The organism is Massilia aerilata (genome assembly GCF_042656905.1).
GTDB classification, from domain to species: Bacteria; Pseudomonadota; Gammaproteobacteria; order Burkholderiales; family Burkholderiaceae_D; genus Telluria; species Telluria aerilata.
On sequence record NZ_JBHSMZ010000008.1, the window covers coordinates 38939 to 59842 of the forward strand.

Here is a 20904-nt window from a genome sequence, read left to right on the forward strand (position 1 = left end):
CCAAATTAATCGAGGTGCACGTCGACCGGGGCCGGGGCGCTGGCGGCCTTCGGCGGGCGGATCAGGATCAGCAGCGGAATCACGGCCGCGGTGAGCAGCATCATCAGCCAGTAGTCGTCGACATAGGCGATCATCGAGGCCTGGCGCGTGACTTCGTTGTTGATCATCGCCGCGCCGAGCTGGCTGCCCATGTTGTAGACGCTGGACGGGTCGTTCAGCGCCGGGTTCGCGCTGGTGATCTGGGTCGTCAGCGAGGCGTGCGCGATCTGGGTGTTGCGCACCAGGAGGGCCTGCACCATCGCAATGCCGATCGAGGAACCGATGTTGCGGACCAGGCTATACAGCGCCGTGCCTTCGGCGCGCATCTGCGGCGACAGGGTCGCGAAGGTGGCGGCCGACAGCGGCACGAACACCAGGCCCAGGCCCACGCCCTGGATCACGCCGGGCCAGACGATGTCGGCCTGCGACAGCACCAGCGTGTACTGGGTCATCTGCCACAGCGAGAAGGCGGTGATCGCGAAGCCGGCGCCCAGCAGCAGGCGGAAGTCGACCTTGCCGGTCAGCTTGCCGACCACCAGCATCGCCGCCATCGTGCCCAGGCCGGAAGGCGCCGTCACCAGGCCGGCCAGCGCGGCCGGATAGGCCATCAGGCCCTGCAGCATGGTCGGCATCAGCGCGCGGGTCGCGAACAGCACCATGCCGACGATGAAGATCAGCAGCAGGCCGGTGACGTAGTTGCTGTTCTTGAGCAGGCGGAAGTCGACGAAGGACTGGCCCGCCGGGCGCGTCAGCGTGTGGCCGATGAAGTAGGCGGCGGACAGCAGCATCAGCACCAGCTCGACCCAGGTCTCCATCGACGCGAACCAGTCGTTCTGCTCGCCGCGGTCGAGCAGCATCTGCAGCGCGCCGATCGCGATCGACAGCGTGAGGAAGCCGAACATGTCGAAGCGCACGCGGCGCGCCGCGCTGGTCGGGTGGATGTAGCGCCAGATGCCGTAGAAAGCCACCGCGCCGATCGGCAGGTTGATGAAGAAGACCCAGCGCCAGCTGTAGCTGTCGGTCAGCCAGCCGCCCAGCGTGGGGCCGAGGATGGGGCCGATCATCACGCCCATGCCCCATACCGCCATCGCCGAGCCGTGCTTTTCTTTCGGATTGATGTCGAGCAGGACCGACTGCGACAGCGGCACCAGGGCCGCGCCGAACACGCCCTGCAGCATGCGCGAGACCACGATCTCGGTCAGGTTCATCGACAGCCCGCACAGCGCCGAGGCGAGGGTGAAGCCGGCCACGGACACTAGGAAAACCTTCTTCAGGCCGAAGCGGTCGACCAGCCAGCCGTTCAGCGGGGTGGCGATGGCCGCCGCCACGATGAAGGAGGTCAGCACCCAGGTGATCTGGTCCTGCGAGGCCGACAGCGCGCCCTGCATGTGCGGCAGGGCGACGTTGGCGATGGTGCCGTCGAGCGCCTGGATGATGGTCGCCAGCATGATCGACACCGTGATCATGGTGCGGTTGATGGGCGGGGCTGCGCTCAAAGCTGCTCCTCGATACGGGTGCGCAGCAGTTCCAGCAATTCGGTGGCCGCCTTGAGCTGGGCCGGGGCGATGTCGCCGAGCAGGGAAGTGCGGACGGTGTTGGCCTGCTCTTTCACCTGCTGGTAAAGGGTGGTGCCGGCGTCGGTCAGGTGCACCAGCTTGACGCGGCGGTCGGAGGCGCAGGGCGCGCGCGTCACCAGGCCTTCGCGCTCGAGGCGGTCGAGCATCGAGACCATCGACGGGCCTTCCACGCCCACCAAATCGGCCAGGGCCCGCTGCGACATCGGTTCTGTCGACTTGGCGACCATGGCGATGGTCATCCAGCCGGCCTGGCCGATCCCCAGGTGCTTGAGCTGCTTGTCGATCAGGAGGCGCCAGCCGCGCGCGGTGCCATGCACCGCGGCGGAGAAGCGTTCGCCGACCGGAGAATCAGGTTGATCACACATCATTAGCAATCGAATCGATAGGAATCTATCGATTTTATGTTATGCAACTTGAGTTGTAAAGAGCGATGCTTGGTAAGCGATCGTGTCAGAATTGTCTTAACGTTGAGTCAAGCTTTCTGAGGAGGCCGCCATGTCACAGACCGCACTGCTGACCGTCCATGGGATGGGAGAAACGCCGCGCGACTACGCCGAAAAGTTGTTCGAGGCGGTGGCAGGGCGGCTGGGAGGTCTGGCGCCGCGAGTCGATTTCCGCTCGGTGTATTACCAGGACATTTTGAAGCCCAACCAGGAGACGGTGTGGGCGCGGGTGGGCGAGACCACCCACTTGCGCTACGCCGACCTGCGCCGCTTCCTGCTGTTCGGCTTCGGCGACGCCGCCGGGCTCGAGAACCGCAAGGAGATCGACGGCTCGGTCTACGAACTGGCGCAGGAAGCGATCGCGCGCCAGCTGCTGGGCGTGGCCAGGCATGACCCGTCGGCCAGTATCGTGTTCCTGGCGCAGTCGCTGGGTGGGCAGGTGCTGTCGAGCTACATCTACGATGCGCAGAAGGCGCTGTCCGGCGGGCGGGTCCAGGCCGGGATCTGGAAAGACGTCGACGCCTGGGCCCTGCGCGCGCTGGGCGAGCGCCTGACCGAGCCCGAAAAGCGCTTCCTGGCCGGCGCCACCTGCGCCTCCTTCGTCACGACCGGCTGCAACATCCCGATCTTCTGCGCCGCGCACAAGCAGATGGACATCAAGCCGATCGCGCGGCCGACCGAGCGCTTCGAGTGGATCAACCTGTACGACCCGGACGACGCCCTGGGCTGGCCGCTGCAGCCGCTATCGCCGGGCTACGCGGCGCTGGTCGACGACCGCCAGATCAACGCGGGGCAGGGCGTGGTGACCTGGATCCTCAAAAGCTGGAACCCGCTGTCGCACACGGCCTACTGGGGCGACGGCCAGGTGCTGGATGTCCTCACCCAGCGCCTGCGCCTCGAAGTCGCCTGACAAATCGCAAACCGGGGTCAGACCCCGAATTTTGGAAAAAGCCCGTCGGACATTGCCAAAAACCGGGGTCTGACCCCGGTTTGCGATTTCTTAAATCGGGGAGAGTTCGGGCTTGAGGGTGAAGACGGCGCGGACTTCGCCGGCGATGTTGCCGCGGGCGTTGCGGATGGCGGGGGCGCGCCAGGGTTCGAGGAGTTCGCGGCGGCGGGCGTCCAGCAGGCCGAGCTGTTCGAGGACGCTGAAGGTGGCCGGGTGCAGGGCGCGCACGGCGCCGTCGGCGACCTTGATCGCGATGCCCAGCCCGGCCGAGCGGATGCCGATCGCCTGCACCGCGTCGGCGCCGATCTTCGCTACCCAGTCGCCCTGGCCGGCCGTCATCCAGGCGAGGTCGGTGCGCGCTTCGCCGGAGACCATGTCGGGCCGCTGCGTCATCGCATCGAACAGGTCGCCCAGCGCGCTGCCCAGGCGTGCATCGCGGCCGCCTTGCGCCAGCCGCGCATACAGGTGGGCCAGGCGCGCCAGCGGCATCGCGTAGTTGGGCGCCGAGCAGCCGTCGACCCCTAGCGGCAGCTGGTCCTCGCCCATCTGCACGGCCTCGGCCAGGGTGCTGCGGATCGCCTGCTGCAGCGGGTGTCGCGGGTCGACATAGCCCTGGGTCGGCGCGCCGTGCAGGCGGCACCAGGCCAGGAAGCCGCTGTGCTTGCCGGAACAGTTGTGGTGCACGCTGCGCCAGCGCCGTCCGGCGGGGGGCGGCAGGCCGACCGCGTCGTAGTACAGCGGGGTGGCGCAGCCGCATTCGAGCTGGTGCTCGTCCAGGCCGATCTTGCCGAGGATGGATTCGACGCCCGCCAGGTGCTTTTCCTCGCCCGAGTGGCTGGCGCACAGCAGCGCCAGTTCGTCCAGCGTGAGGCCGTAGCGCGCCGGACCGTCGGCCAGCACGAAAGGCAGGGCCTGGAAGGGCTTCAGGGCCGAGCGCGTGAACACCATCGCGTCGGGGTCGCCGCTGGAATACAGCAGGCGGCCGGCGGCGTCGACGACGGCGATCGAACCGAAGTGGATGTTCTCGACCGGGTAGCCGGTATCGGGATAGCCACGCGAGGTGGCGACGAGCGGGACTGGGTGCATGCGCCTAGTCTAGCGGATCGCGCCGGGCCGCGGTGCACGCCAACTTTTGTATGCATCGGCAGCAATCCGAGCCTGCTTTTCGACGTTTCATCCCGCGTTTTCGACGCTTCGGCGGATGCCCCCTGACGCTTGCAGGAAGCGTGAATACACTTGCATCACTCGCCGCACATTTTGGGATGCGGCGATATGAAAAACGGTGGACCTGCAGCGTACTCAACGAATGTTTTGCTAGCGCACAACTGGTCCGTTATTTATATCGAAAAATGAATTGGAGCAATCATGCGTATCAAACAAGTCCTGGCCTTCATCGGCGCCGCCGCCGTCTCGACCCTGGCCCTGGCGGAACCCGCGCCGGTCTCTGTGAGCGCCGACGGCAGCACCGTCTTCGTGCAGGGCGACCCCAGCCCGGTCTTCCGCCTGACGCCGGGCCAGGCCGAGGACAGCTGCGGCGCCTTCAAGCTCGAAGACGGCCGCGTGCTGCGCCTGAGCAGCCACCAGAACAAACTGTTCATGGAAGTGGACGGCAAGCGCGAACAACTGCTCCCGCTGTCGCGCACCGACTTCGTGGCGAAGAACAGCGGGGCCCGGGTCGAACTCGACGCAGAGGCCTTCGCCGGCAAGGTCACGCTGACCCAGTTGCGGACCAAGTAAAGAACGCCAGCCGGCCTGGCCACTGGGACCGGGCCGGCTTATTTTTCGATGTGAACCTCAGACCGGCGCGCCGAAGCGCCCCGCCTGGTAGTCCAGGATCGCCCGGTTGATTTCTTCGCGCGTGTTCATCACGAAGGGACCGTGCGACACCACCGGTTCGCCGATCGGCTCGGCGTGCCCGAGCAGCAGCAGGCAATCCTGCTCGGCGCGGATCTCCAGCTCGTCGGCCACGGTATCGAGTTCGGCCAGGTGGTAGGCGGTGACGGTGTCCGGCGCAATGTTGATCACCCCGCGCACCACGTACAGGAACACGTTACGCTCCAGCAGCTTGTCCAGGTAGAGCAGGCCGCCGGCCTTCATCTCCACCGTGCTCATGAAGACGCCGGTCAGCGATGCGAATGGGCCGGTCACGCCGCCGTATTCGCCCGCCACCAATTGCATGCGCACCTTGCCGTCTGCGGATTCGATGACCGGGATCTGGTCGCGCTGCAGGCCCGTATAGCGCGGTTCCGTCATCTTCAGCGCCGGCGGCAGGTTCACCCACAGCTGCAGGATCTCGAGCGGGCCGCCGGCCTGCATGAATTCGCGCGGCGACACCTCGGCGTGCACCAGCCCGCGCCCCGCCGTCATCCATTGCACGCCGCCCGGGCCGATCACGCTTTCGTGGCCGGCGCTGTCGCGGTGGGCCAGCAGGCCGTCGAGGATGAAGGTGACGGTCTCGAAGCCGCGGTGCGGATGCGGGCCGAAGGGCAGGCCGCGGTTGTGCGGCGGGTAGACCTGCGGACCGTGGTGGTTCAGGAAGAGGAAGGGATCGACCTGCTCGATGCGCGGTCCCGGCAGCGGGCGCTGCGTGACCAGGTCGCCGATGTCGTCGCGCATGGCCGGATGCAGGCGCTGGATGGTCTTGTAGCTCATGCCTTTCCTTTGTCGAGTCGTTCGTTTTGCCTTGTACGATAACCGATTGCGCCGGACCGCGGCGGGCGCCATCGTCGTGCTATGCTCCTTGCGATTTTGCAATAAGGAGACACATGAAAACAAGAATCACCATTGCCGGCCTGCTGCTGGCGCTGATCGCCGGCGCCGCCGGCGCCGCCCCGAGCGCAGCCGCGGTACCGGGCGATCCCGCGGTCAAGGCCGCCAAGCACGCCGTGACCGCCTACCGCGACGACGTCGTCGACACGCTCGCGAAACTGGTCAGCTACAACACGGTCGCGGACAAGGACATTCCCTTCGAGCGCAATCCGCAGCACCTCGGCTTCAAGAAATTCCTGAAGGAAGAAGCGGCGCGCCTGGGCTTCGATTTCGCCGACTACGGCCATGTGCTCGTGATCGGGCTCGGCGCGCAGGACGCCCAGGAAAAGGTCGGCATGATCGCGCACGGCGACGTGCAGCCGGTCGACCCGTCCAAGTGGAAGAAGTCGCCCTTCGAGCTGGACCGCACGAGCGAGCCCGGCAAGCTGCTGGCGCGCGGCGCCGAGGACGACAAGGGCCCGATCGCCACCGCCCTGTACGCGATGAAGTCGCTGAAGGATCTGCAGGTGCCGCTGTCGAAGCGCATCGAACTCTACGTCTACATGGCCGAGGAATCGGACTGGGAGCCGCTGGTCGCTTTCGTCAAGTCGCACCCGCTGCCGCAGGTGAACATCACCCTCGACGCCGAGTACCCGGCGGTGACGGCGGAGAAGGGCTACGGCACCGTCGCCCTGACCTTCCCGAAGGCCGGTGCTGAAACGCCGGCGGGCGAACCGGCCGTCGCGCAATTTAGCGGCGGCTTCTTCGGCAGCCAGATCCCCGAGGATGCGCAGGCCCTGGTGACGAATGCCAGCCCGGCGCTGGAAGCCCAGATCCGGCAGCGCGCCGGCAAGCAGACCGGCATGCGCTATACCTTCGAACGCAAGGGCGATGACCTGGTGGTGAATGCCAAGGGTGTCTCCGCGCACTCGTCCAAGCCGGAGGACGGCCTGAACGCGATCAGCATGCTGGCCGATGCGCTGGCCGTGCGCACCTGGCCGGACAGCGCGGCCGGCGCGATGGTCAACTTTCTCAACGAGATGGTCGGCACCGGCTACCTCGGCGAGAAGTTCGGCAGCATCGCCTACCGCGACAACTTCATGGGCCCGATGACCTTCGCCCCCACCGTGATCAAGCAGAACGCCGAAGGCCCGCAACTGGCCATCAATATCCGCCGTCCGCAAGGCAAGACCGCGCAGCAGCTGGGCAACGAGATCAACGCCGCGCTGGCGCAATGGCAGGGCGCGCACCAGGCCGTGCAGCTGGCGGACGTCAAGGTGAAGATCGGCGACCCATGGATCCAGCAGGACGCGCCGCAGCTGCCGGTGCTGATGAAGGTGTTTTCGTACTTTACCGGCGTCAAGGATCCAAAGCCGGTGGCGGTGGGCGGCGGCACCAATTCGCGCCTGTTCCCGCATGCCGTCAGCTTCGGTCCGGCGATGCCGCACACGGTCTATACCGGCCACTCCGAGCATGAGTTCATCACCCTCAAGCAATTGCTCCTGAACCTGGAGATGTACACGGCCGTCCTGGCCGAGCTCGCGCAGTAAGACTAGAGGCTCCGATCCCACGTTTCGCCGTGTAGGTCGGAGTCTCGCCGAAACCTGCGATTTTTTCTAATCGTTCTGTAGGTTTTAGCCTACAAGAGGCCTTGCTTCATAGGGAAAAATGCGCCCTGTTTCATGCTCTCCCTAGGAGGACAGGCGGGCGGGCCTGTCGCTGCTTTGGCGGCTCCGCATGAGCTTGTTGATGCCCGGAAAAGCTCTCGCTGATACCCGGAAAATGTGTCGAAAACGCCATGATAGGATCGTTCACCGACCCGTTACGAGCCGACCTATCATCGCCATGCACATCCAAGAACTTGTAAAACCAGACGGACGACAACTCACCCTCTACAGTAACCAGCCGATCCCGGCCGGCCTCGTTGCGCCGAGCCCGTTTCCCGACCCGCAGAATGCGAATCCGCACCTGCGCTGGCATCCGCTGCGCGGCGAGTGGGTGACCTATGCGGCGTTCCGCCAGAATCGCACTTACCAGCCGCCGCCGCAGTACAACCCGCTGGCGGCCACCACCGATCCCCAGCACCCGACCGAGATGCCGGCAGGCGATTACGAGATCGCCGTGTTCGACAACCGCTTTCCCTCGCTGGCGCTGGAATCGCACGATCCGCCCACGCTGACGGTGCCGACCGCGCCCGCCAACGGCAAGTGCGAGGTGGTGGTGTTCACCCAGGATCCGCAGGCCGCGCTGAGCCGGCTGCCGCTGTCGCGCATCGAGCTGCTGCTGCAGGTGTGGGGCGACCGCACCACGCGCATCGGCGGCCAGCATCACATCCAGTACGTGCTGCCTTTCGAGAACCGCGGCGCCGAGGTCGGCGTGACCCTGCACCATCCGCACGGCCAGATCTACTGCTATCCCTTCGTGCCCGCGGTGCCGGCGCGCCAGCTGGCGCAGGAACGCGAGTACTACCTGCAGCACGGCTCCAGCCTGCTGTGCGACATGGCGCGCGACGAAGCCGCCGACGGCAAGCGCGTGCTCTACCACGACGAGCACGCGATCGCCTTCGTGCCGCCCTGCGCGCGCTACCCCTACGAAGTCTGGGTGATGCCGACCGGGCCCTGCAAGGACTTCGCGGCCCTGACCCCGCCGCAGCGCGCAAGCCTGGCGCGCGCCCTGAAGACGGTGCTGCTCAAGTACGACACCCTGTGGGACCGTCCCTTCCCCTACCTGATGGCCTGGTACCAGGCGCCCACCGACGGCGCCGAGCATCCGGAAACCCAGCTGCACTGCCAGTTCTATCCGCCTTACCGCACCCGCGACCGCCTCAAGTACCTGGCCGGCACCGAGCTGGCGGCCGGCATGTTCGCGATGGACGTGCTGCCCGAGACCACGGCCTACGAACTGCAGCAGGTCGAAATCGATCTGGAGGACCACGCATGAGCGTCACGGCCGACCCGCTGGCGCTGCGCGGCGCCGAGGCCGCGGCCAAGCTGGCATTACTGCGCGAGACGCTGGCCCAGGCCGGCGCCGGCGCGATCCGCCTGCGCGGCGAGGACTGGTTCGCCTGGGCGACCGCCGGCGGCCAGGTGCTGGCGCCGGGCGGCTGCGAGACCGGCAGCGTGGAATTGCTGGTGACGCTGGAGGAAGCCTGCGTCCTCACCGACGAGGTGGAGGCCGAGCGCCTGCGCCAGGAAGAGGTGCCGGCTGGCTTCACCTACCACATCGCGCCCTGGACCGACACCGAGCTGCACGAGACCTATGCGCTGGGCGCGGCCGGCGGGCGCGCGGTGCTGTCCGACCGCCCGCACAACGGCGACCTGCCCCTGCCGGCCAGCCTGAAGCTGCGCCGCATGGTGCTGGGCCAGGAAGAGCAGGAACGCTACCGCACGCTGGGCCGCGCCGCCGCCGAGGCGATCGGCGAAGCCTTGCGCGCGGCGCGCCCGGACTGGACCGAATACCAGCTGGCCGGGGAGGGCGCACGCGCCCTGCTGCGGCGCGGGATCCAGCCGGCCCTGATGCTGGCCGCGGGCGAGCGCCGCGCCGCGCAATGGCGCCGGCCGACGCCCTCGCACGAGCTGCTGGGCGCCCGCGCCACGCTGGCCTGCTGCGCACGCCGGCACGGCCTGGTGGCCAGGCTGTCGCGCTCGGTGAGCTTCGGCGCGGCGCCCGCCATCCAGCAGGAGCTGCTGCGCCTGGAAGCCACCGGGCTGGATGCGGTGCGTCCCGGGCAGTCGCTGGCGGCGGTCTACCACGCTTTCGACGCCGCCTATCGCCACGCCAATCAGCCGGATGCGATCCGCGAGCGGCGCCAGGGCGGCATCGCCGGCTACCAGGCCTGCGAGCTGGCCGCCAGCCCGAGCACCGCGACCGGGCTCGAGACCGGCATGGCCTTCGCCTTCAGCCCCGGCTTCGACGGCATCGGCATCGAAGATACCTTCCTGCTCGGCGACGCCGGGCTGGAGAACCTGACGCTGGACCCCTCGTGGCCGGCGGCGAACATCGGCGGCCGCGCAAGGCCGCTTTGGCTGGAGTTGACATGACGAGTGCAGAAACCTTCTTCGGCGGCGCCCCTGAGGCGTGCGCACAGGCGCCCGGCCGGGTCAACCTGCTGGGTGAACATACCGATTACAACGACGGCTTCATGCTGCCGGTCGCAACGCCGCAGGGCACGACGGTGGCGCTGGCGCGCAGCCAGGACGACCAGCACCACCTGTACTCGGGCACGCTGGACGGCAACGTCAGCTTTGCCGCGAAGGGCGGCAGCCCGGCGCAGGGCTTCGGCAGCTATATCGAAGGCTGCATCCGCCTGGTCGAAGCGACCGGGGTCGAGATCCCGCCGCTGCGCGTGTTCGTCACCACCACCCTGCCGGTCGGCTCCGGACTGTCCTCGTCCGCGGCGCTGGAAGTGGCGACCCTGCGTGCGCTGCGCCAGCTCCTCGGCTTCGAGCTCGACGACGTCAAGCTGGCGCAAATCGCCCAGCGCGCCGAGATCGACTACGCCCACGTCAACTGCGGGATCATGGACCAGATGGCGTCCAGCCTGTGCGACGAAAAGCACATGCTGTTCATCGACGCCCGCACGCTCGAGCACCGGCTGGTCGAGATGCCCGCCGGGACCGAGCTGATCGTGATCGATTCCGGCATGCCGCGCACCCTGGCCGCCAGCAAGTACAACGAGCGCCGCGCGGAGTGCGAGGAAGCCTCGCGCAAGCTGGGCGTGAAGGCGCTGCGCGACGTCACCGACCCGCAGCTGGTGGAACAGCTGCCCGAGCCGCTGCGCCGCCGCGCACGGCACGTCGTGCTGGAAGACCTGCGCGTGCTGGAAGCGGCAAAGGGCGTGTCCGCCGAGCGCTTCGGTGAGCTGATGAACGCCTCGCACGACAGCCTGCGCGATGATTACGAAGTATCGATCCCCGAGCTCGACAAGCTGGTGGCCGCGCTGCAGGCGGCGCCCGGCGTGCTCGGCGCACGCCTGACCGGCGCCGGCTTCGGTGGGGCCTGCGTGGCGCTGTGCCGCGCCGGCCAGGCCAGGGCCGCAGCAGAAAACGCACTCTCCAATTACAACAAAGAGGGACGCAAGGGACGAATATTGATCCCGGTCCCGCCCCAAGGAAAGGAAAACAATGAGCCAGTTTGAGTACCCCCGCCCCCAGCTGGTACGCGACAATTGGATCAACCTGAACGGCAAGTGGCGCTTCCGTTTCGACGATGAGGTGAGCTGCAGGATGCCGCAAGGCGTGACCGGCTGGACCCATGAGATCAACGTGCCGTTCGCACCCGAGACCGAGCTGTCCGGTATCCAGGACACCGGCTTCCACCGCTTCTGCTGGTACGAACGCGACTTCGAACTGCAGCCCTCCGAGCAGCGCACCATCCTGCACTTCGGCGCGGTCGACTACGCCGCCAAGGTGTGGGTCAACGGCCAACTGGTGGCCGAGCATGAGGGCGGCCACACGCCGTTCTCGGCCGACATCACCGAAGCCCTGAAGGCCGACGGCAAGCAGGTCGTGACCGTGTTCGTCGAGGACGACCCGGCCGATCTCGCCAAGCCGCGCGGCAAGCAGGACTGGCTGCTGGAGCCGCACTCGATCTGGTATCCGCGCACCACCGGCATCTGGCAGACCGTGTGGATCGAACAGGTCTCGCGCACCTTCATCCGTTCGCTGCGCTGGACCCCGATCTTCGAGACCTTCGAGATCGGCTGCGAGGTGTTCGCCGGCGGCGACATCCAGGAAAACATGTTCGTCGAGGTCAAGATCTGGCATGGCGAGACCCTGATGGCGGATGACCACTACAAGCTGCTGCAGGGCGAGGCGAACCGCAAGATCGCACTGTCCGACCCCGGCATCGACGATTCCCGCAACGAGCTGCTGTGGAGCCCCGAGCGTCCGACCCTGCTCGACGCCGAGGTGATCCTGCGCGTCGGCGACAAGGTGGTCGACCACATCAAGTCCTATACGGCCTTGCGCTCCTTCCACATCAACCGCGACCGCCTGCTGCTGAACGGCCGCCCGTATCCGCTGCGCCTGGTGCTGGACCAGGGCTACTGGAACGAATCCTTCATGACCGCACCAAGCGACGAGCACCTGAAGCGCGACGTCGAACTGGCCAAGCTGATGGGTTTCAACGGCGTGCGCAAGCACCAGAAGATCGAAGACCCGCGCTACCTGTACTGGGCGGACAAGCTCGGCCTGCTGGTGTGGGAAGAGATGCCTTCGGCCTACCGCTTCAGCCCGCATGCGATCAAGCGCATCGTCAAGGAATGGACCGAGGCGATCGAGCGCGACTACAGCCACCCCTGCATCATCGTGTGGGTGCCCTTCAACGAATCCTGGGGCGTGCCGAACCTGACGCTGACCCAGGCGCATCGCAATGCGGTCGAGGCCCTGTACCACCTGACGCGCACCCTCGACGCCACCCGCCCGGTGATCGGCAACGATGGCTGGGAAGCCTCGGCCACCGACATTCTCGGCATCCACGACTACGACAGCGATCCGGAAAAGATCAAGGCGCGCTACGAGGTCAGCGATCCGGTGCGCACCCTGTTCGACCAGCGCCGTCCCGGCGGCCGCATCCTGACGCTGGACGGCTTCCCGCACCGCGGCCAGCCCATCGTGCTGACCGAATTCGGCGGCATCGCCTACGATCCCAACGCCACCCCCGAGGACGGCACCTGGGGTTATACCCGTTCCCGGACAGCCGAGAGCTATCACGCGCTGTACGAAAGGCTGCTGAAAGTGGTCAACGAGACCTTCATGTTCAGCGGCTTCTGCTACACCCAGTTCGCCGACACCTTCCAGGAAGCCAACGGCCTGCTCAACGCCGACCGTACCCCCAAGCTGCCCTTCGAGGTGATCAGCGCCGCCACCCGCAACGTCCCGCTGCAGCGGCAAGATCCGGAAAAGGATGGGGAGGGACAAGGCGGAGCCTGAGTACTTTTACAAGGTAACAGGGGCCTCGATAACCGTCGCGAGCGGCCGCAGGAGTGGCCGAGAAGCGCAGCCGTACTTCGGTACGGCGAGCATCGCAGGGCTCGGCGCCCCCGCCGCCCCTGCAACGCGCAGCAGGTTAGCGAGGCTCCCACCAGAGGAGCCAACATGACTACGATCGTCGTATTCAGCCATCTGCGCTGGGATTTCGTCTTTCAGCGGCCGCAGCATCTGCTGTCGCGGCTGGCCCGGCATTATCCGGTCCTGTTCGTCGAGGAACCGGAGCACGATGACGGCGCCCCGTTCATGGAGCGGTCCCATCCCGCAACGAACGTGACCGTGTGCCGCGCGCACACCACCATCCATGCCACCGGCTTCCACGACGACCAGCTGCGCCTGCTGCAGCCCATGATCGCCCAGCTGGCGCCACCGGGCGAGCGCACCGTCGCCTGGTTCTACACGCCCATGGCCTTGCCCCTGCTGCAGTCGCTCCAGCCTTCGCTGGTGGTCTATGACTGCATGGACGAACTGGCATCCTTCAAGAATCCGCCGAAACAGCTGCTGCAGCGCGAGAGCGCGCTGCTGAACATCGCCGACCTGGTGTTCGCCGGCGGCCCCAGCCTGTATGAGGCAAAAAAGAACCGCCACCCGAACGTGCACTGCTTTTCCAGCAGCGTCGACGTGGTCCACTTCCAGCAGGCGCTGGACCGCAGCCGCGTCCATCCGCAGCAGCGCGACATTCCGCATCCGCGCCTTGGCTTCTACGGCGTGCTGGACGAACGCTTCGACCCGGAGCTGGTCGGCGAACTCGCCGACGCCCATCCGGAATGGCAGCTGGTGCTGGCCGGCCCGGTGGTCAAGATCGACGAGGCGCGCCTGCCGCGCCGCGCCAACATCCACTACCTCGGCCAGCAGCCGTATGCCGCCTTGCCCGACCTGCTGGCCGGCTGGGACGTCTGCCTGATGCCCTTCGCGATCAACGAAGCGACCAGGTTCATCAGCCCGACCAAGGTCCTCGAATACATGGCGGCCCAGTTGCCGATCGTGAGCACGCCGATCGCCGACGTCGCCAACCCTTACGGCCACGTAGTCGCCATTGCCAGCGGCGCGCGCGAATTCGTCGCCGCCTGCGAAGCGGCGCTGGCCCTCGGCCCGGAGCAGCGCGCGCACATGATCGCGGCCATGAACGCGGTGGTCGCCGCCACTTCCTGGGACAACACCGCCAGGCACATGCACGAGCTGCTGGACGCGACGCCCGCGCGCAGCGAAGGCAGGGCCGCGCAGCGCGCCGCCAGTCCGCAAGCCGCCGTGCAGCCGGCGTCCCAGCTTGCCGGGGCCGCGCCGAAAGTCAATGCGCTGCGCAGCCAGGGCGCGCGCCACGTCGGCACCGTCATCATCGGCGGCGGCCCGACCGGGCTGTCGGCCGCCTACCACCTCGGCGCCGACACCCTGCTGCTGGACCGTAACGAGACGGTCGGCGGCTGGTGCCGCTCGATCGAGGACAAGGGCTTCACCTTCGACTACGCCGGCCACATCATGTTCTCGAACGACCCCTATGTGCTCAAGATGTACGAGCTGCTGCTGGGCGATAACGTGCACTGGCAGAACCGCGAAGCCTGGGTCTGGAGCAAGGGCGTGTACACCCGCTATCCCTTCCAGGGCGCGCTGTACGGCTTGCCGCCCAAGGTCATCACCGAATGCGTGATGGGGGCGATCGAGGCGCGCTATGGGACCAGTGTTGCGCAGGTATCGAATGACGCGAAGGCAGTCGAAGACTGCTGCGCCGACGGCACCACGGACGTCTGCAATACCGACCGCGCAGTGCGCGGCGAAGTAAAGAATTTCGAGCAGTTCATCTACAAGGTCTGGGGCAAGGGCATCGCGAAGCATTTCGCCATTCCCTACAACCGCAAGCTCTGGACCGTGCCGCCGTCCGAGATGGAAACGTCCTGGCTGGGCGGGCGCGTGCCGCTGCCGAACCTGGAAGAGATCGTCCAGGGGGCGCTGGAGCCGGCGCCGAAGCCGGTAGGGCCGAACGCGCGCTTCGGCTATCCGCGCAAGGGCGGCTTCCAGGCCCTGATGAACGGCTTCCTGCCGCATATCAAGGGCAAGGTCGAGCTGGGCGCGGAGGTGGTGCAGGTGCTGCCGCGCGAGCACATCGTCGCCCTTGCCGACGGCCGGCGTTTCCGCTACGACGACCTGATCTCGACCATGCCGCTGCCGGAGCTGATCAAGGCGGTCGGCGACGAAGCGCCGGAAGAGGTGAGGCGCGCCGCCAGGGGGCTGCGCCATGTATCCGTCCGTTGCGTCAACATCGGCCTGGGTGTCGACAATGGGCGCCTGGTCACCGACAAGCACTGGATCTACTATCCGGAAAACACGATCTTCCACCGCATCTTTGTGCAGGGGAACGCTTCGCCGCAATGCAATCCGCCGGGCGGCTTCGGCTTCACCTGCGAGATCTCGTATTCGCCCACCAAGCCGCTGCCGTTCGATGGCGAGGAGCTCATCGCGCGCGCGATCGAGGATTGCCGGCGGGTCGGCTTCATCCTGGACAGGGACCGGATCCTGGTGGCGAACCAGCTCGACCTGCCTTACGCCTACGTGCTGTACGACCACCAGCGCGCGCGCAATGTCGAGACCTGCAAGGCCTGGCTGAAGCAGTTCGACATCACCCTGGTCGGCCGCTACAGCGAATGGGAATACTACAACTCCGACCACGCCCTGCTGGCCGGCAAGCGCGGCGCCGAGGCCGTGCTGGCCAAGCGCAGCCGCGCGCAGAAAGTCGGCGCGGAGTAGGCCATGCTGCCGTCCGCCTGGCGCCGCCGGGCGGCGGAAAACTGCGCAGCGCTGTTGCTGGCACTGCTGGCGACGCTGCCCTGGGCCGGCGCGCGGGCAGGGGCGGCGGCGCCGGCGTCGGCCGAATACCTGCCTTACGGATCGGTGGCGGATAACCCACGCCCGGTGGCGGCGCCGCACCAGGGCGGGCTGTTCCGCGTCAGCCAGGGCGGCCGCGTGGCCTATCTGTTCGGCACCGTCCACGTGGGGACGCGCGGCTTCTATTCCTTGCCGCCCGAGGTGGAGCGCGCACTGGTCGGCGCCAACCGCATCGTCGTCGAACTGGACACGCGCGCCAACACGGCCTGGCTGCGCGCGCTGGCCCTGCACGGCAGCTATGCCCCGGGCGACAATATCCGCCGCCATTTGCCGCCACCCACCCTGCGCGCGCTGACGGACGTGCTGCACGCCCAGGGCATCAGCATGGCCAGCATGGCCGGCTATAAACCCTGGCTGGTCGCCAACCTGCTGCTCAGCATGGAGCTGGAACGCAAGGGCTACCGCCGTAGCCAGGGTGTCGAGCAGGCCCTCCTGAGCCAGGCGCGGCGCCATGGGCTGAAGGTGGCCCAGCTCGAAAGCGCCGAGTACCAGCTGGCCTTGTACGACACCATGGACGAGCTTGATGCGGCGCGCTACCTCGACGAGGTGCTCGGCGGGCTGGAGAACGGGCGTGCGCTGCGCACCGCCCAGGCCGTCATCGAAGCCTGGTCCTCGGGCGACGCGCGCGCCCTCGACGTGGTGCTGCAGGAAAGCACCACCGGCCCGGGCGTGGTGGCCGAGTTCACGCGCCGCGTGCTGCTGGGGCGGCGCAATCCCGACATGGCCAGCCAGATCGAGCGCCTGATGCGCGAGGACAGCGTGACCTTCGTCGGGGTCGGCTTGCTGCACCTGCTCGGCGCCAACGGCTTGCCCCAGCTGCTGGCACAGCGGGGCTATTTAGTGGAACGGGTGTACTAGAGAGCCTAACAAAGCGCCCATGGCGGCGTTGCATCGTCTCGCCGTACTCGCGTACTGTCTTCGCGCGTTCCGCTCAGTGCTGGATCATCCCGCCGGCCAGGTTGACCCGGTCCCCGCTGCGGAAGTCCGGCGTGGTTTCCTGGGTGATCACCTGGGTGCTGCCGTCGTCCATGCGCAGCGTGACGCGGTAGACGCGGTCGCTCGAGGCGCTGCCGGTGGCGCCGGTGGCGCCGCTGCCGCCCACTGCCGCCGCGCCGACCGCGCCTGCGCCGGCCACCCCGCCCGCGGTACGCGGTACGACTTCGACCGCCACGACCGTGGCGTTCGGGCTCGAGCTGGCCGCCGTCGAGGCGCCGGCGCTGGATGCGCCCATGGAACCCTGGCCGGTGGTGGCGCTGGCCGTGCCGCCGCTGGTGCCGGTGGTGCTGGTGCCCGTGCCGCTGCCGCTGTCCTGCGAGGTGCCGGAGCTGCCGGAGGTGCCCGAGCTGCCGCTGGTGCCACTGCTGCCCGAGGTGCCGGAGCTGCCCGAGCCGGACTGGTCGTAACCGGAGCCGGCGGCGCTGCCGGAGGTGCCCGAGCTGCCCGAGCTGCCCGAGCTGCCGGTGCCGCCCCAGCCGGCCGATCCGCTGCTGCCGCTGCTGCCGCTGCTGGTGGCGCTGCCGCTTTCCATGCTGCCTTTGTCGCCCTGCATGGATTTACACGCGGACAGTCCGAAAGCCAGCGCCAGCAAGCCTGTCAGGAGCACGCTCTGGTGTTTTAGCTTCATGATCAACTCCTTCTGATGGGATAGATATGTCAGGTATGTGCGTGACGATGCCGCGTGCCACTCGGGTAAGAGGGGCGTTTGGAAGCGACGTTCCAGCTGACTCGGGTTGGGCATGAGCCACGTCAAGGACGCGGCAAGCTCGGGGAATTTAGCGCCGTGCTTTCGGCACGGCGGCGCACAGGGCCAGCACGGCAAGGACCGCCGCCGTGCAGTCGACGGCCCAGTCGCGCACGTCGGCGCCGCGGTAGGGGAAGAAGCTCTGGATGAACTCGTCGCCGGCGCCCATCAGGGCGACCGCCAGCACTGCCTTGACGGCCCGCGCGGCCAGGCTGCCGGTGCTGCCCAGGAAGCACAGGGAGGCAAGCACGGCATAGGCGATGGAATGCAGCACGACGCCGGACGCAAAGTGGCCGATGTCCGCGCGTGCTCCCGGAATATTGCCCGCCACGACGATCAGGAGGTACATGAGGATGGCGCAGGCGATGCAGAAGGAACGCAGGCGGGGATGCAGCAGCAACTGGGACAGCATGGCGGTCATGGCAGGCGAGGGCGGAAAACGCACACCTTACCATGACACATGCCTGGGCGTTGTTGCAGCTGGGATGTTGCCCCTGCACCGGCGCGCCGTCTTGCGGAACGTCGGCCAAGGGCGGGAGCGCGTCAGATCGTGAGCGCGGGCGTCCCGTTGGGATAATGGGCGTCGTAACAGCTTTCGCAGTCGGCGCAGAAAAGATGGGCGACGCGTACGGTCTGCTGTCGCAAGACGAGTTTGAGCTGGTGTGTATGGCACTTCGGGCAGATCTCTCGGACGCTGCCGAAAGTCAGTACGTGAAGAGGCAGTTCTTCATCGTCGAGATGGTCGATGACCATGCGCGGATTCAGTTCGCTGAGGACCAGGTAGTCGTCGGCGCCGTGCTGTCGGCGGCGCGATGGCTGGGCGTGCTGCTGCGGGGTGGGCGACATCGTTTCAGGTAAAGTCATAAGGCATGGCTCCATGAAAAAACGCAAGCGCGAGATTCATCATAGCGAAATCCTCCACCGGATCAAGCGCCACGGTAAAAAAAAATGCCCGCCAACGGAGGACGGGCACAACCCAAGATAGGGCCAAGAGACGCAGAATCCGGTGCGGCGCACCGCTTTGCGGCACGCCTTTCTGCGATCACGCATATCGGTTGCGTGTATGCAGATGAACCCAGTATAGGAGTCGAATGTGACCTAGATATGACACGCCTCAAGCGAACGCCGGGTTGAAAGCGAACGATTGCGGCTGAGACTGGTCTATCGACGATGCGGACAAAAAAAAGCCCGCTTTCAGGGCGGGCTTCAAACTATTTTCTTGGAGGAGAATAGTGGAGACAGGTGAGATTATGCTGCGCTGCGATATATAGGTCCAATTTTGAATTCAGATAGCAGACATTCGCCGATCTGATAACTGGTGGGCTCGGATCATTCCTTCACCGGCACCGTGTAGTTGAGCGCCATCCGGCCGCCGTCCGCGTACAGGGTCTGGCCGGTCATGTAGGAAGCGTCGTCGCTGGCCAGGAAGGCCGCGATGCCGGCGATCTCTTCCGGTTCGCCGCAGCGTCCCAGCGGGGTGCGCGACAGGATGGTATGGCGCGCCTCGGGGCTGCCCATCACCGCATTCTTCGCCAGCTCGGTCAGGATGGTGCCGGGGCCGATCGCGTTGACGCGGATGCCATGTTCGGCCAGGGCAATCGCCGCCACGCGGGTCAGCTGGTTCACGCCGCCCTTCGAGACCACGTAGGGAATCTGGTTCGGGATGGCCAGTTCGGCGTTCACGCTCGACATGTTGATGATGCAGCCGCGCTTGTCCGTATCCGTGCGCTTGACCATTTCGCGCGCCACCGCCTGGCTGCACAGGAACATCGATTTCAAGTTGACGCGCAGGACGCGGTCGAAGTCTTCCTCGGCCAGTTCGAGGAAGCCGGCGGCATGGGTGACGCCGGCATTGTTGACCAGGATGTCGACCTGGCCGAAGGCCGCCAGGGTGGCCGCCAGCATGGCGTCGACGTCCGACTTCTGGCTGACGTCGGCGACCACGAAGCGGGCGTTGTCGCCCAATGCTTCGGCGGCGGCCGCGCCTTCCGGACGCACGTCGACCAGCATCACGCGCGCGCCTTCGCGCACCAGGCGCTCGGCGCAGGCATAGCCGATTCCGCGGCTGGCTCCGGTAACGATGGCGACTTTCTGGGCAAGTTTCATGGCAGGCTTTCCTGGATAGAGAAAGCGCCATTGTAACGGGGCCAGCCCCGGGCTACAGCATCAAAGGCTTGTCCGGCAACTCGTTCGGCCGCGCGCCGTTCGACGGGAAGTGCTGGCGCAGCAAGCCATTGACCTGCTGGACGGCGTCCAGGGTGGCGTCGTGGAAGCGGCCCTGGGCAAAGCCCGCCGTCATGGTGTTGCAGATCGCCTGCCAGGTGGCGGGTTCGATGCGGCGGTTGATGCCGCGGTCGGCCACGATGTCGACCTTGTGGTCGGCCAGGTTGACGTAGATGAGGATGCCACAGTTGTCCTCGGTGTCCCAGATGCCGTAGTCGGCAAACAGGGCCAGCGCGCGCTGGCGGTTGCTGATGGCATCCCATACCGCCGACAGCGGCAGGGATTTCTCGACGATCAGGCGGACCTCGCCGCGGTGGGTCTGTTCGCCGGCCGTGATCGCTTCGGCGATGGCTTCCAGGGTCGCCGGCGGAAACAGGCGGGCGGCCTCGGTCCGCGTGCTGAGCAGGTGGCGCAGGCTGCGCTTCAAGCGGCCGGGATTGTTCTGTGCCGTGTCCATTACCAGTCTCCCGAGGCGCCGCCGCCGTCGAAGCTGCCGCCGCCGCCGCCGGAAAAGCCGCCGCCATCCGAAAAGCCGCCGCCGCCCGAGAATCCACCGCCGCCGCCGCGGTTGTTCAGGTTACTGAGGATGCTGCCGAGGATGAAGCCGGTGGCGCCACTGTTCCAGCCATTGTCGAAGCGGCGTCCGATACCCGGCTGGGACAGCCGCGAGCGGCGCGGGCTGAACAGCGAGCGCAGCACCGTCAGGCCGATGACGATCAGGAAGATGCTCATCACGATGCCCGGACCGCCGTCCTCGTCCTGCGCCTGCTGTTGCGCCTGGCCCTGCTGGGCCTGGGGCGCGGGGAATTTTTCCTGGTTGAGCAGGGCGGAAATCGCACCGACCCCGGCGACCAGGCCGCCGTAGTAATCGTTCTGGCGGAAGTGCGGGGCGATCGTGTCCTGCAGGATGCGTTTCGACTGGGCGTCGGTCAGCACGCCCTGGACGCCGCGCCCGGCCTCGATGCGCAGGCGCCGCAGCGAGGCGGGATTGTCGCGCGCGACCAGCAGCAGCACGCCGTCGTCGACGCCCTCGCGGCCCAGTTTCCAGGCCTCGGCCACACGGATGCCGTACTGCTCGATGACCTCGGGCTCGGTCGATTTCACCAGCAGCACGGCGATCTGGCTGCCGGTCCGGGTTTCATGGTCGGCCAGCACGCGTTCCAGGTTCTGGCGCTGCTCGGCGGTGAGCATGCCGGCCTGGTCGGTGACGCGCGCCGTGTACGCGGGCACCTCCTTGAGCTGTGCCTGCGCCTGCCCGCTCAGCAACAAGGCAAGCGCGAAGACCCACAGCAGGCGCAGCAGCGGCTTCATCGTCGGC

The 20904-nt window shown here is 66.9% G+C and carries 19 protein-coding genes; 9 read left to right on the top strand and 10 right to left on the bottom strand.

The window, feature by feature from the left end; translation table 11 throughout:
• Nucleotides 1-5: 5 nt before the first annotated feature.
• Both ACFPO9_RS12735 and ACFPO9_RS12740 read right to left on the bottom strand, forming a co-directional pair.
• The gene (locus ACFPO9_RS12735) at nucleotides 6-1505 is read right to left on the bottom strand and encodes an MDR family MFS transporter (protein ID WP_379771682.1); all 1500 of its coding nucleotides are present in this window, start codon (nucleotides 1503-1505) and stop codon (nucleotides 6-8) included.
• A 26-nt stretch (nucleotides 1506-1531) separates the two neighbouring features.
• The gene (locus ACFPO9_RS12740) at nucleotides 1532-1984 is read right to left on the bottom strand and encodes a MarR family winged helix-turn-helix transcriptional regulator (protein WP_379771291.1); all 453 of its coding nucleotides are present in this window, start codon (nucleotides 1982-1984) and stop codon (nucleotides 1532-1534) included.
• 127 nt (nucleotides 1985-2111) lie between these two features.
• Between ACFPO9_RS12740 and ACFPO9_RS12745 the strand changes: the two genes are divergently transcribed.
• Complete coding sequence (locus tag ACFPO9_RS12745) at nucleotides 2112-2969, top strand: hypothetical protein (RefSeq protein ID WP_379771292.1); 858 nt, start codon at nucleotides 2112-2114, stop codon at nucleotides 2967-2969.
• Between the two features lie 90 nt (nucleotides 2970-3059).
• On the opposite strand, the gene ACFPO9_RS12750 is transcribed toward ACFPO9_RS12745, so the two are convergent.
• Complete coding sequence (locus ACFPO9_RS12750; protein WP_379771294.1) at nucleotides 3060-4094, bottom strand: asparaginase; 1035 nt, start codon at nucleotides 4092-4094, stop codon at nucleotides 3060-3062.
• Nucleotides 4095-4373: 279 nt separating this feature from the next.
• Between ACFPO9_RS12750 and ACFPO9_RS12755 the strand changes: the two genes are divergently transcribed.
• The gene (locus tag ACFPO9_RS12755) at nucleotides 4374-4745 is read left to right on the top strand and encodes a hypothetical protein (RefSeq protein WP_379771296.1); all 372 of its coding nucleotides are present in this window, start codon (nucleotides 4374-4376) and stop codon (nucleotides 4743-4745) included.
• A gap of 57 nt (nucleotides 4746-4802) precedes the next feature.
• Here the strand turns inward: ACFPO9_RS12755 and ACFPO9_RS12760 are convergent, their stop codons facing one another.
• Nucleotides 4803-5660: a pirin family protein gene (locus tag ACFPO9_RS12760; RefSeq protein WP_379771297.1), complete on the bottom strand. Its 858-nt coding sequence runs from the start codon at nucleotides 5658-5660 to the stop codon at nucleotides 4803-4805.
• A 113-nt stretch (nucleotides 5661-5773) separates the two neighbouring features.
• On the opposite strand from ACFPO9_RS12760, the gene ACFPO9_RS12765 reads away from it, so the two are divergent.
• The 7 genes from ACFPO9_RS12765 (at nucleotide 5774) to ACFPO9_RS12795 (ending at nucleotide 16480) form a co-directional block, all read left to right on the top strand.
• Nucleotides 5774-7306, top strand: a complete 1533-nt coding sequence (locus ACFPO9_RS12765) for a dipeptidase (RefSeq protein ID WP_379771299.1) — start codon at nucleotides 5774-5776, stop codon at nucleotides 7304-7306.
• 295 nt (nucleotides 7307-7601) lie between these two features.
• A complete protein-coding gene (gene galT, locus ACFPO9_RS12770; protein ID WP_379771300.1) occupies nucleotides 7602-8696 on the top strand; it encodes a galactose-1-phosphate uridylyltransferase in 1095 nt (364 codons plus the stop codon).
• Nucleotides 8693-9796 carry a M24 family metallopeptidase gene (locus ACFPO9_RS12775; RefSeq protein ID WP_379771302.1) on the top strand — a complete coding sequence of 368 codons (1104 nt, stop codon included), beginning with the start codon at nucleotides 8693-8695 and terminating at the stop codon, nucleotides 9794-9796. The genes galT and ACFPO9_RS12775 overlap by 4 nt, the downstream gene beginning before the upstream one ends.
• Nucleotides 9793-10893 (top strand): galactokinase, encoded by a 1101-nt coding sequence (galK, locus tag ACFPO9_RS12780; protein ID WP_379771304.1) that lies wholly within the window; start codon nucleotides 9793-9795, stop codon nucleotides 10891-10893. Before ACFPO9_RS12775 ends, galK begins: the two co-directional genes overlap by 4 nt.
• Nucleotides 10880-12688 (top strand): glycoside hydrolase family 2 protein, encoded by a 1809-nt coding sequence (locus ACFPO9_RS12785; RefSeq protein WP_379771307.1) that lies wholly within the window; start codon nucleotides 10880-10882, stop codon nucleotides 12686-12688. The genes galK and ACFPO9_RS12785 overlap by 14 nt, the downstream gene beginning before the upstream one ends.
• Nucleotides 12689-12853: 165 nt before the next feature.
• A complete protein-coding gene (locus ACFPO9_RS12790) occupies nucleotides 12854-15484 on the top strand; it encodes an NAD(P)-binding protein (RefSeq protein WP_379771309.1) in 2631 nt (876 codons plus the stop codon).
• Nucleotides 15485-15487: 3 nt separating this feature from the next.
• On the top strand, nucleotides 15488-16480 hold the full coding sequence (locus ACFPO9_RS12795; RefSeq protein ID WP_379771311.1) for a TraB/GumN family protein: 993 nt from the start codon (nucleotides 15488-15490) through the stop codon (nucleotides 16478-16480).
• 73 nt (nucleotides 16481-16553) lie between these two features.
• On the opposite strand, the gene ACFPO9_RS12800 is transcribed toward ACFPO9_RS12795, so the two are convergent.
• From ACFPO9_RS12800 to ACFPO9_RS12825, 6 genes are all read right to left on the bottom strand, one after another.
• The gene (locus ACFPO9_RS12800; protein ID WP_379771313.1) at nucleotides 16554-17246 is read right to left on the bottom strand and encodes a hypothetical protein; all 693 of its coding nucleotides are present in this window, start codon (nucleotides 17244-17246) and stop codon (nucleotides 16554-16556) included.
• A gap of 148 nt (nucleotides 17247-17394) precedes the next feature.
• Nucleotides 17395-17775, bottom strand: coding sequence for a VanZ family protein (locus ACFPO9_RS12805; RefSeq protein ID WP_379771315.1), 381 nt, complete (start codon nucleotides 17773-17775; stop codon nucleotides 17395-17397).
• Between the two features lie 131 nt (nucleotides 17776-17906).
• Nucleotides 17907-18227: a hypothetical protein gene (locus ACFPO9_RS12810; protein WP_379771317.1), complete on the bottom strand. Its 321-nt coding sequence runs from the start codon at nucleotides 18225-18227 to the stop codon at nucleotides 17907-17909.
• Nucleotides 18228-18692: 465 nt separating this feature from the next.
• A complete protein-coding gene (locus tag ACFPO9_RS12815) occupies nucleotides 18693-19469 on the bottom strand; it encodes an SDR family NAD(P)-dependent oxidoreductase (RefSeq protein ID WP_379771319.1) in 777 nt (258 codons plus the stop codon).
• A gap of 52 nt (nucleotides 19470-19521) precedes the next feature.
• Nucleotides 19522-20043 (bottom strand): TPM domain-containing protein, encoded by a 522-nt coding sequence (locus ACFPO9_RS12820; protein ID WP_379771321.1) that lies wholly within the window; start codon nucleotides 20041-20043, stop codon nucleotides 19522-19524.
• A complete protein-coding gene (locus ACFPO9_RS12825) occupies nucleotides 20043-20897 on the bottom strand; it encodes a TPM domain-containing protein (protein ID WP_379771323.1) in 855 nt (284 codons plus the stop codon). The genes ACFPO9_RS12820 and ACFPO9_RS12825 overlap by 1 nt, the downstream gene beginning before the upstream one ends.
• Between the last annotated feature and the right edge of the window lie 7 nt (nucleotides 20898-20904).

What these genes read in the sequence shown, in the direction of transcription:
- ACFPO9_RS12735 (WP_379771682.1), bottom strand. Translation starts at nt 1,505, where the DNA reads ATGATCACGGTGTCGATCATGCTGGCGACCATCATCCAGGCGCTCGAC.
- ACFPO9_RS12740 (WP_379771291.1), bottom strand. Translation starts at nt 1,984, where the DNA reads ATGATGTGTGATCAACCTGATTCTCCGGTCGGCGAACGCTTCTCCGCC.
- ACFPO9_RS12745 (WP_379771292.1), top strand. Translation starts at nt 2,112, where the DNA reads ATGTCACAGACCGCACTGCTGACCGTCCATGGGATGGGAGAAACGCCG.
- ACFPO9_RS12750 (WP_379771294.1), bottom strand. Translation starts at nt 4,094, where the DNA reads ATGCACCCAGTCCCGCTCGTCGCCACCTCGCGTGGCTATCCCGATACC.
- ACFPO9_RS12755 (WP_379771296.1), top strand. Translation starts at nt 4,374, where the DNA reads ATGCGTATCAAACAAGTCCTGGCCTTCATCGGCGCCGCCGCCGTCTCG.
- ACFPO9_RS12760 (WP_379771297.1), bottom strand. Translation starts at nt 5,660, where the DNA reads ATGAGCTACAAGACCATCCAGCGCCTGCATCCGGCCATGCGCGACGAC.
- ACFPO9_RS12765 (WP_379771299.1), top strand. Translation starts at nt 5,774, where the DNA reads ATGAAAACAAGAATCACCATTGCCGGCCTGCTGCTGGCGCTGATCGCC.
- galT (WP_379771300.1), top strand. Translation starts at nt 7,602, where the DNA reads ATGCACATCCAAGAACTTGTAAAACCAGACGGACGACAACTCACCCTC.
- ACFPO9_RS12775 (WP_379771302.1), top strand. Translation starts at nt 8,693, where the DNA reads ATGAGCGTCACGGCCGACCCGCTGGCGCTGCGCGGCGCCGAGGCCGCG.
- galK (WP_379771304.1), top strand. Translation starts at nt 9,793, where the DNA reads ATGACGAGTGCAGAAACCTTCTTCGGCGGCGCCCCTGAGGCGTGCGCA.
- ACFPO9_RS12785 (WP_379771307.1), top strand. Translation starts at nt 10,880, where the DNA reads ATGAGCCAGTTTGAGTACCCCCGCCCCCAGCTGGTACGCGACAATTGG.
- ACFPO9_RS12790 (WP_379771309.1), top strand. Translation starts at nt 12,854, where the DNA reads ATGACTACGATCGTCGTATTCAGCCATCTGCGCTGGGATTTCGTCTTT.
- ACFPO9_RS12795 (WP_379771311.1), top strand. Translation starts at nt 15,488, where the DNA reads ATGCTGCCGTCCGCCTGGCGCCGCCGGGCGGCGGAAAACTGCGCAGCG.
- ACFPO9_RS12800 (WP_379771313.1), bottom strand. Translation starts at nt 17,246, where the DNA reads ATGAAGCTAAAACACCAGAGCGTGCTCCTGACAGGCTTGCTGGCGCTG.
- ACFPO9_RS12805 (WP_379771315.1), bottom strand. Translation starts at nt 17,775, where the DNA reads ATGCTGTCCCAGTTGCTGCTGCATCCCCGCCTGCGTTCCTTCTGCATC.
- ACFPO9_RS12810 (WP_379771317.1), bottom strand. Translation starts at nt 18,227, where the DNA reads ATGACTTTACCTGAAACGATGTCGCCCACCCCGCAGCAGCACGCCCAG.
- ACFPO9_RS12815 (WP_379771319.1), bottom strand. Translation starts at nt 19,469, where the DNA reads ATGAAACTTGCCCAGAAAGTCGCCATCGTTACCGGAGCCAGCCGCGGA.
- ACFPO9_RS12820 (WP_379771321.1), bottom strand. Translation starts at nt 20,043, where the DNA reads ATGGACACGGCACAGAACAATCCCGGCCGCTTGAAGCGCAGCCTGCGC.
- ACFPO9_RS12825 (WP_379771323.1), bottom strand. Translation starts at nt 20,897, where the DNA reads ATGAAGCCGCTGCTGCGCCTGCTGTGGGTCTTCGCGCTTGCCTTGTTG.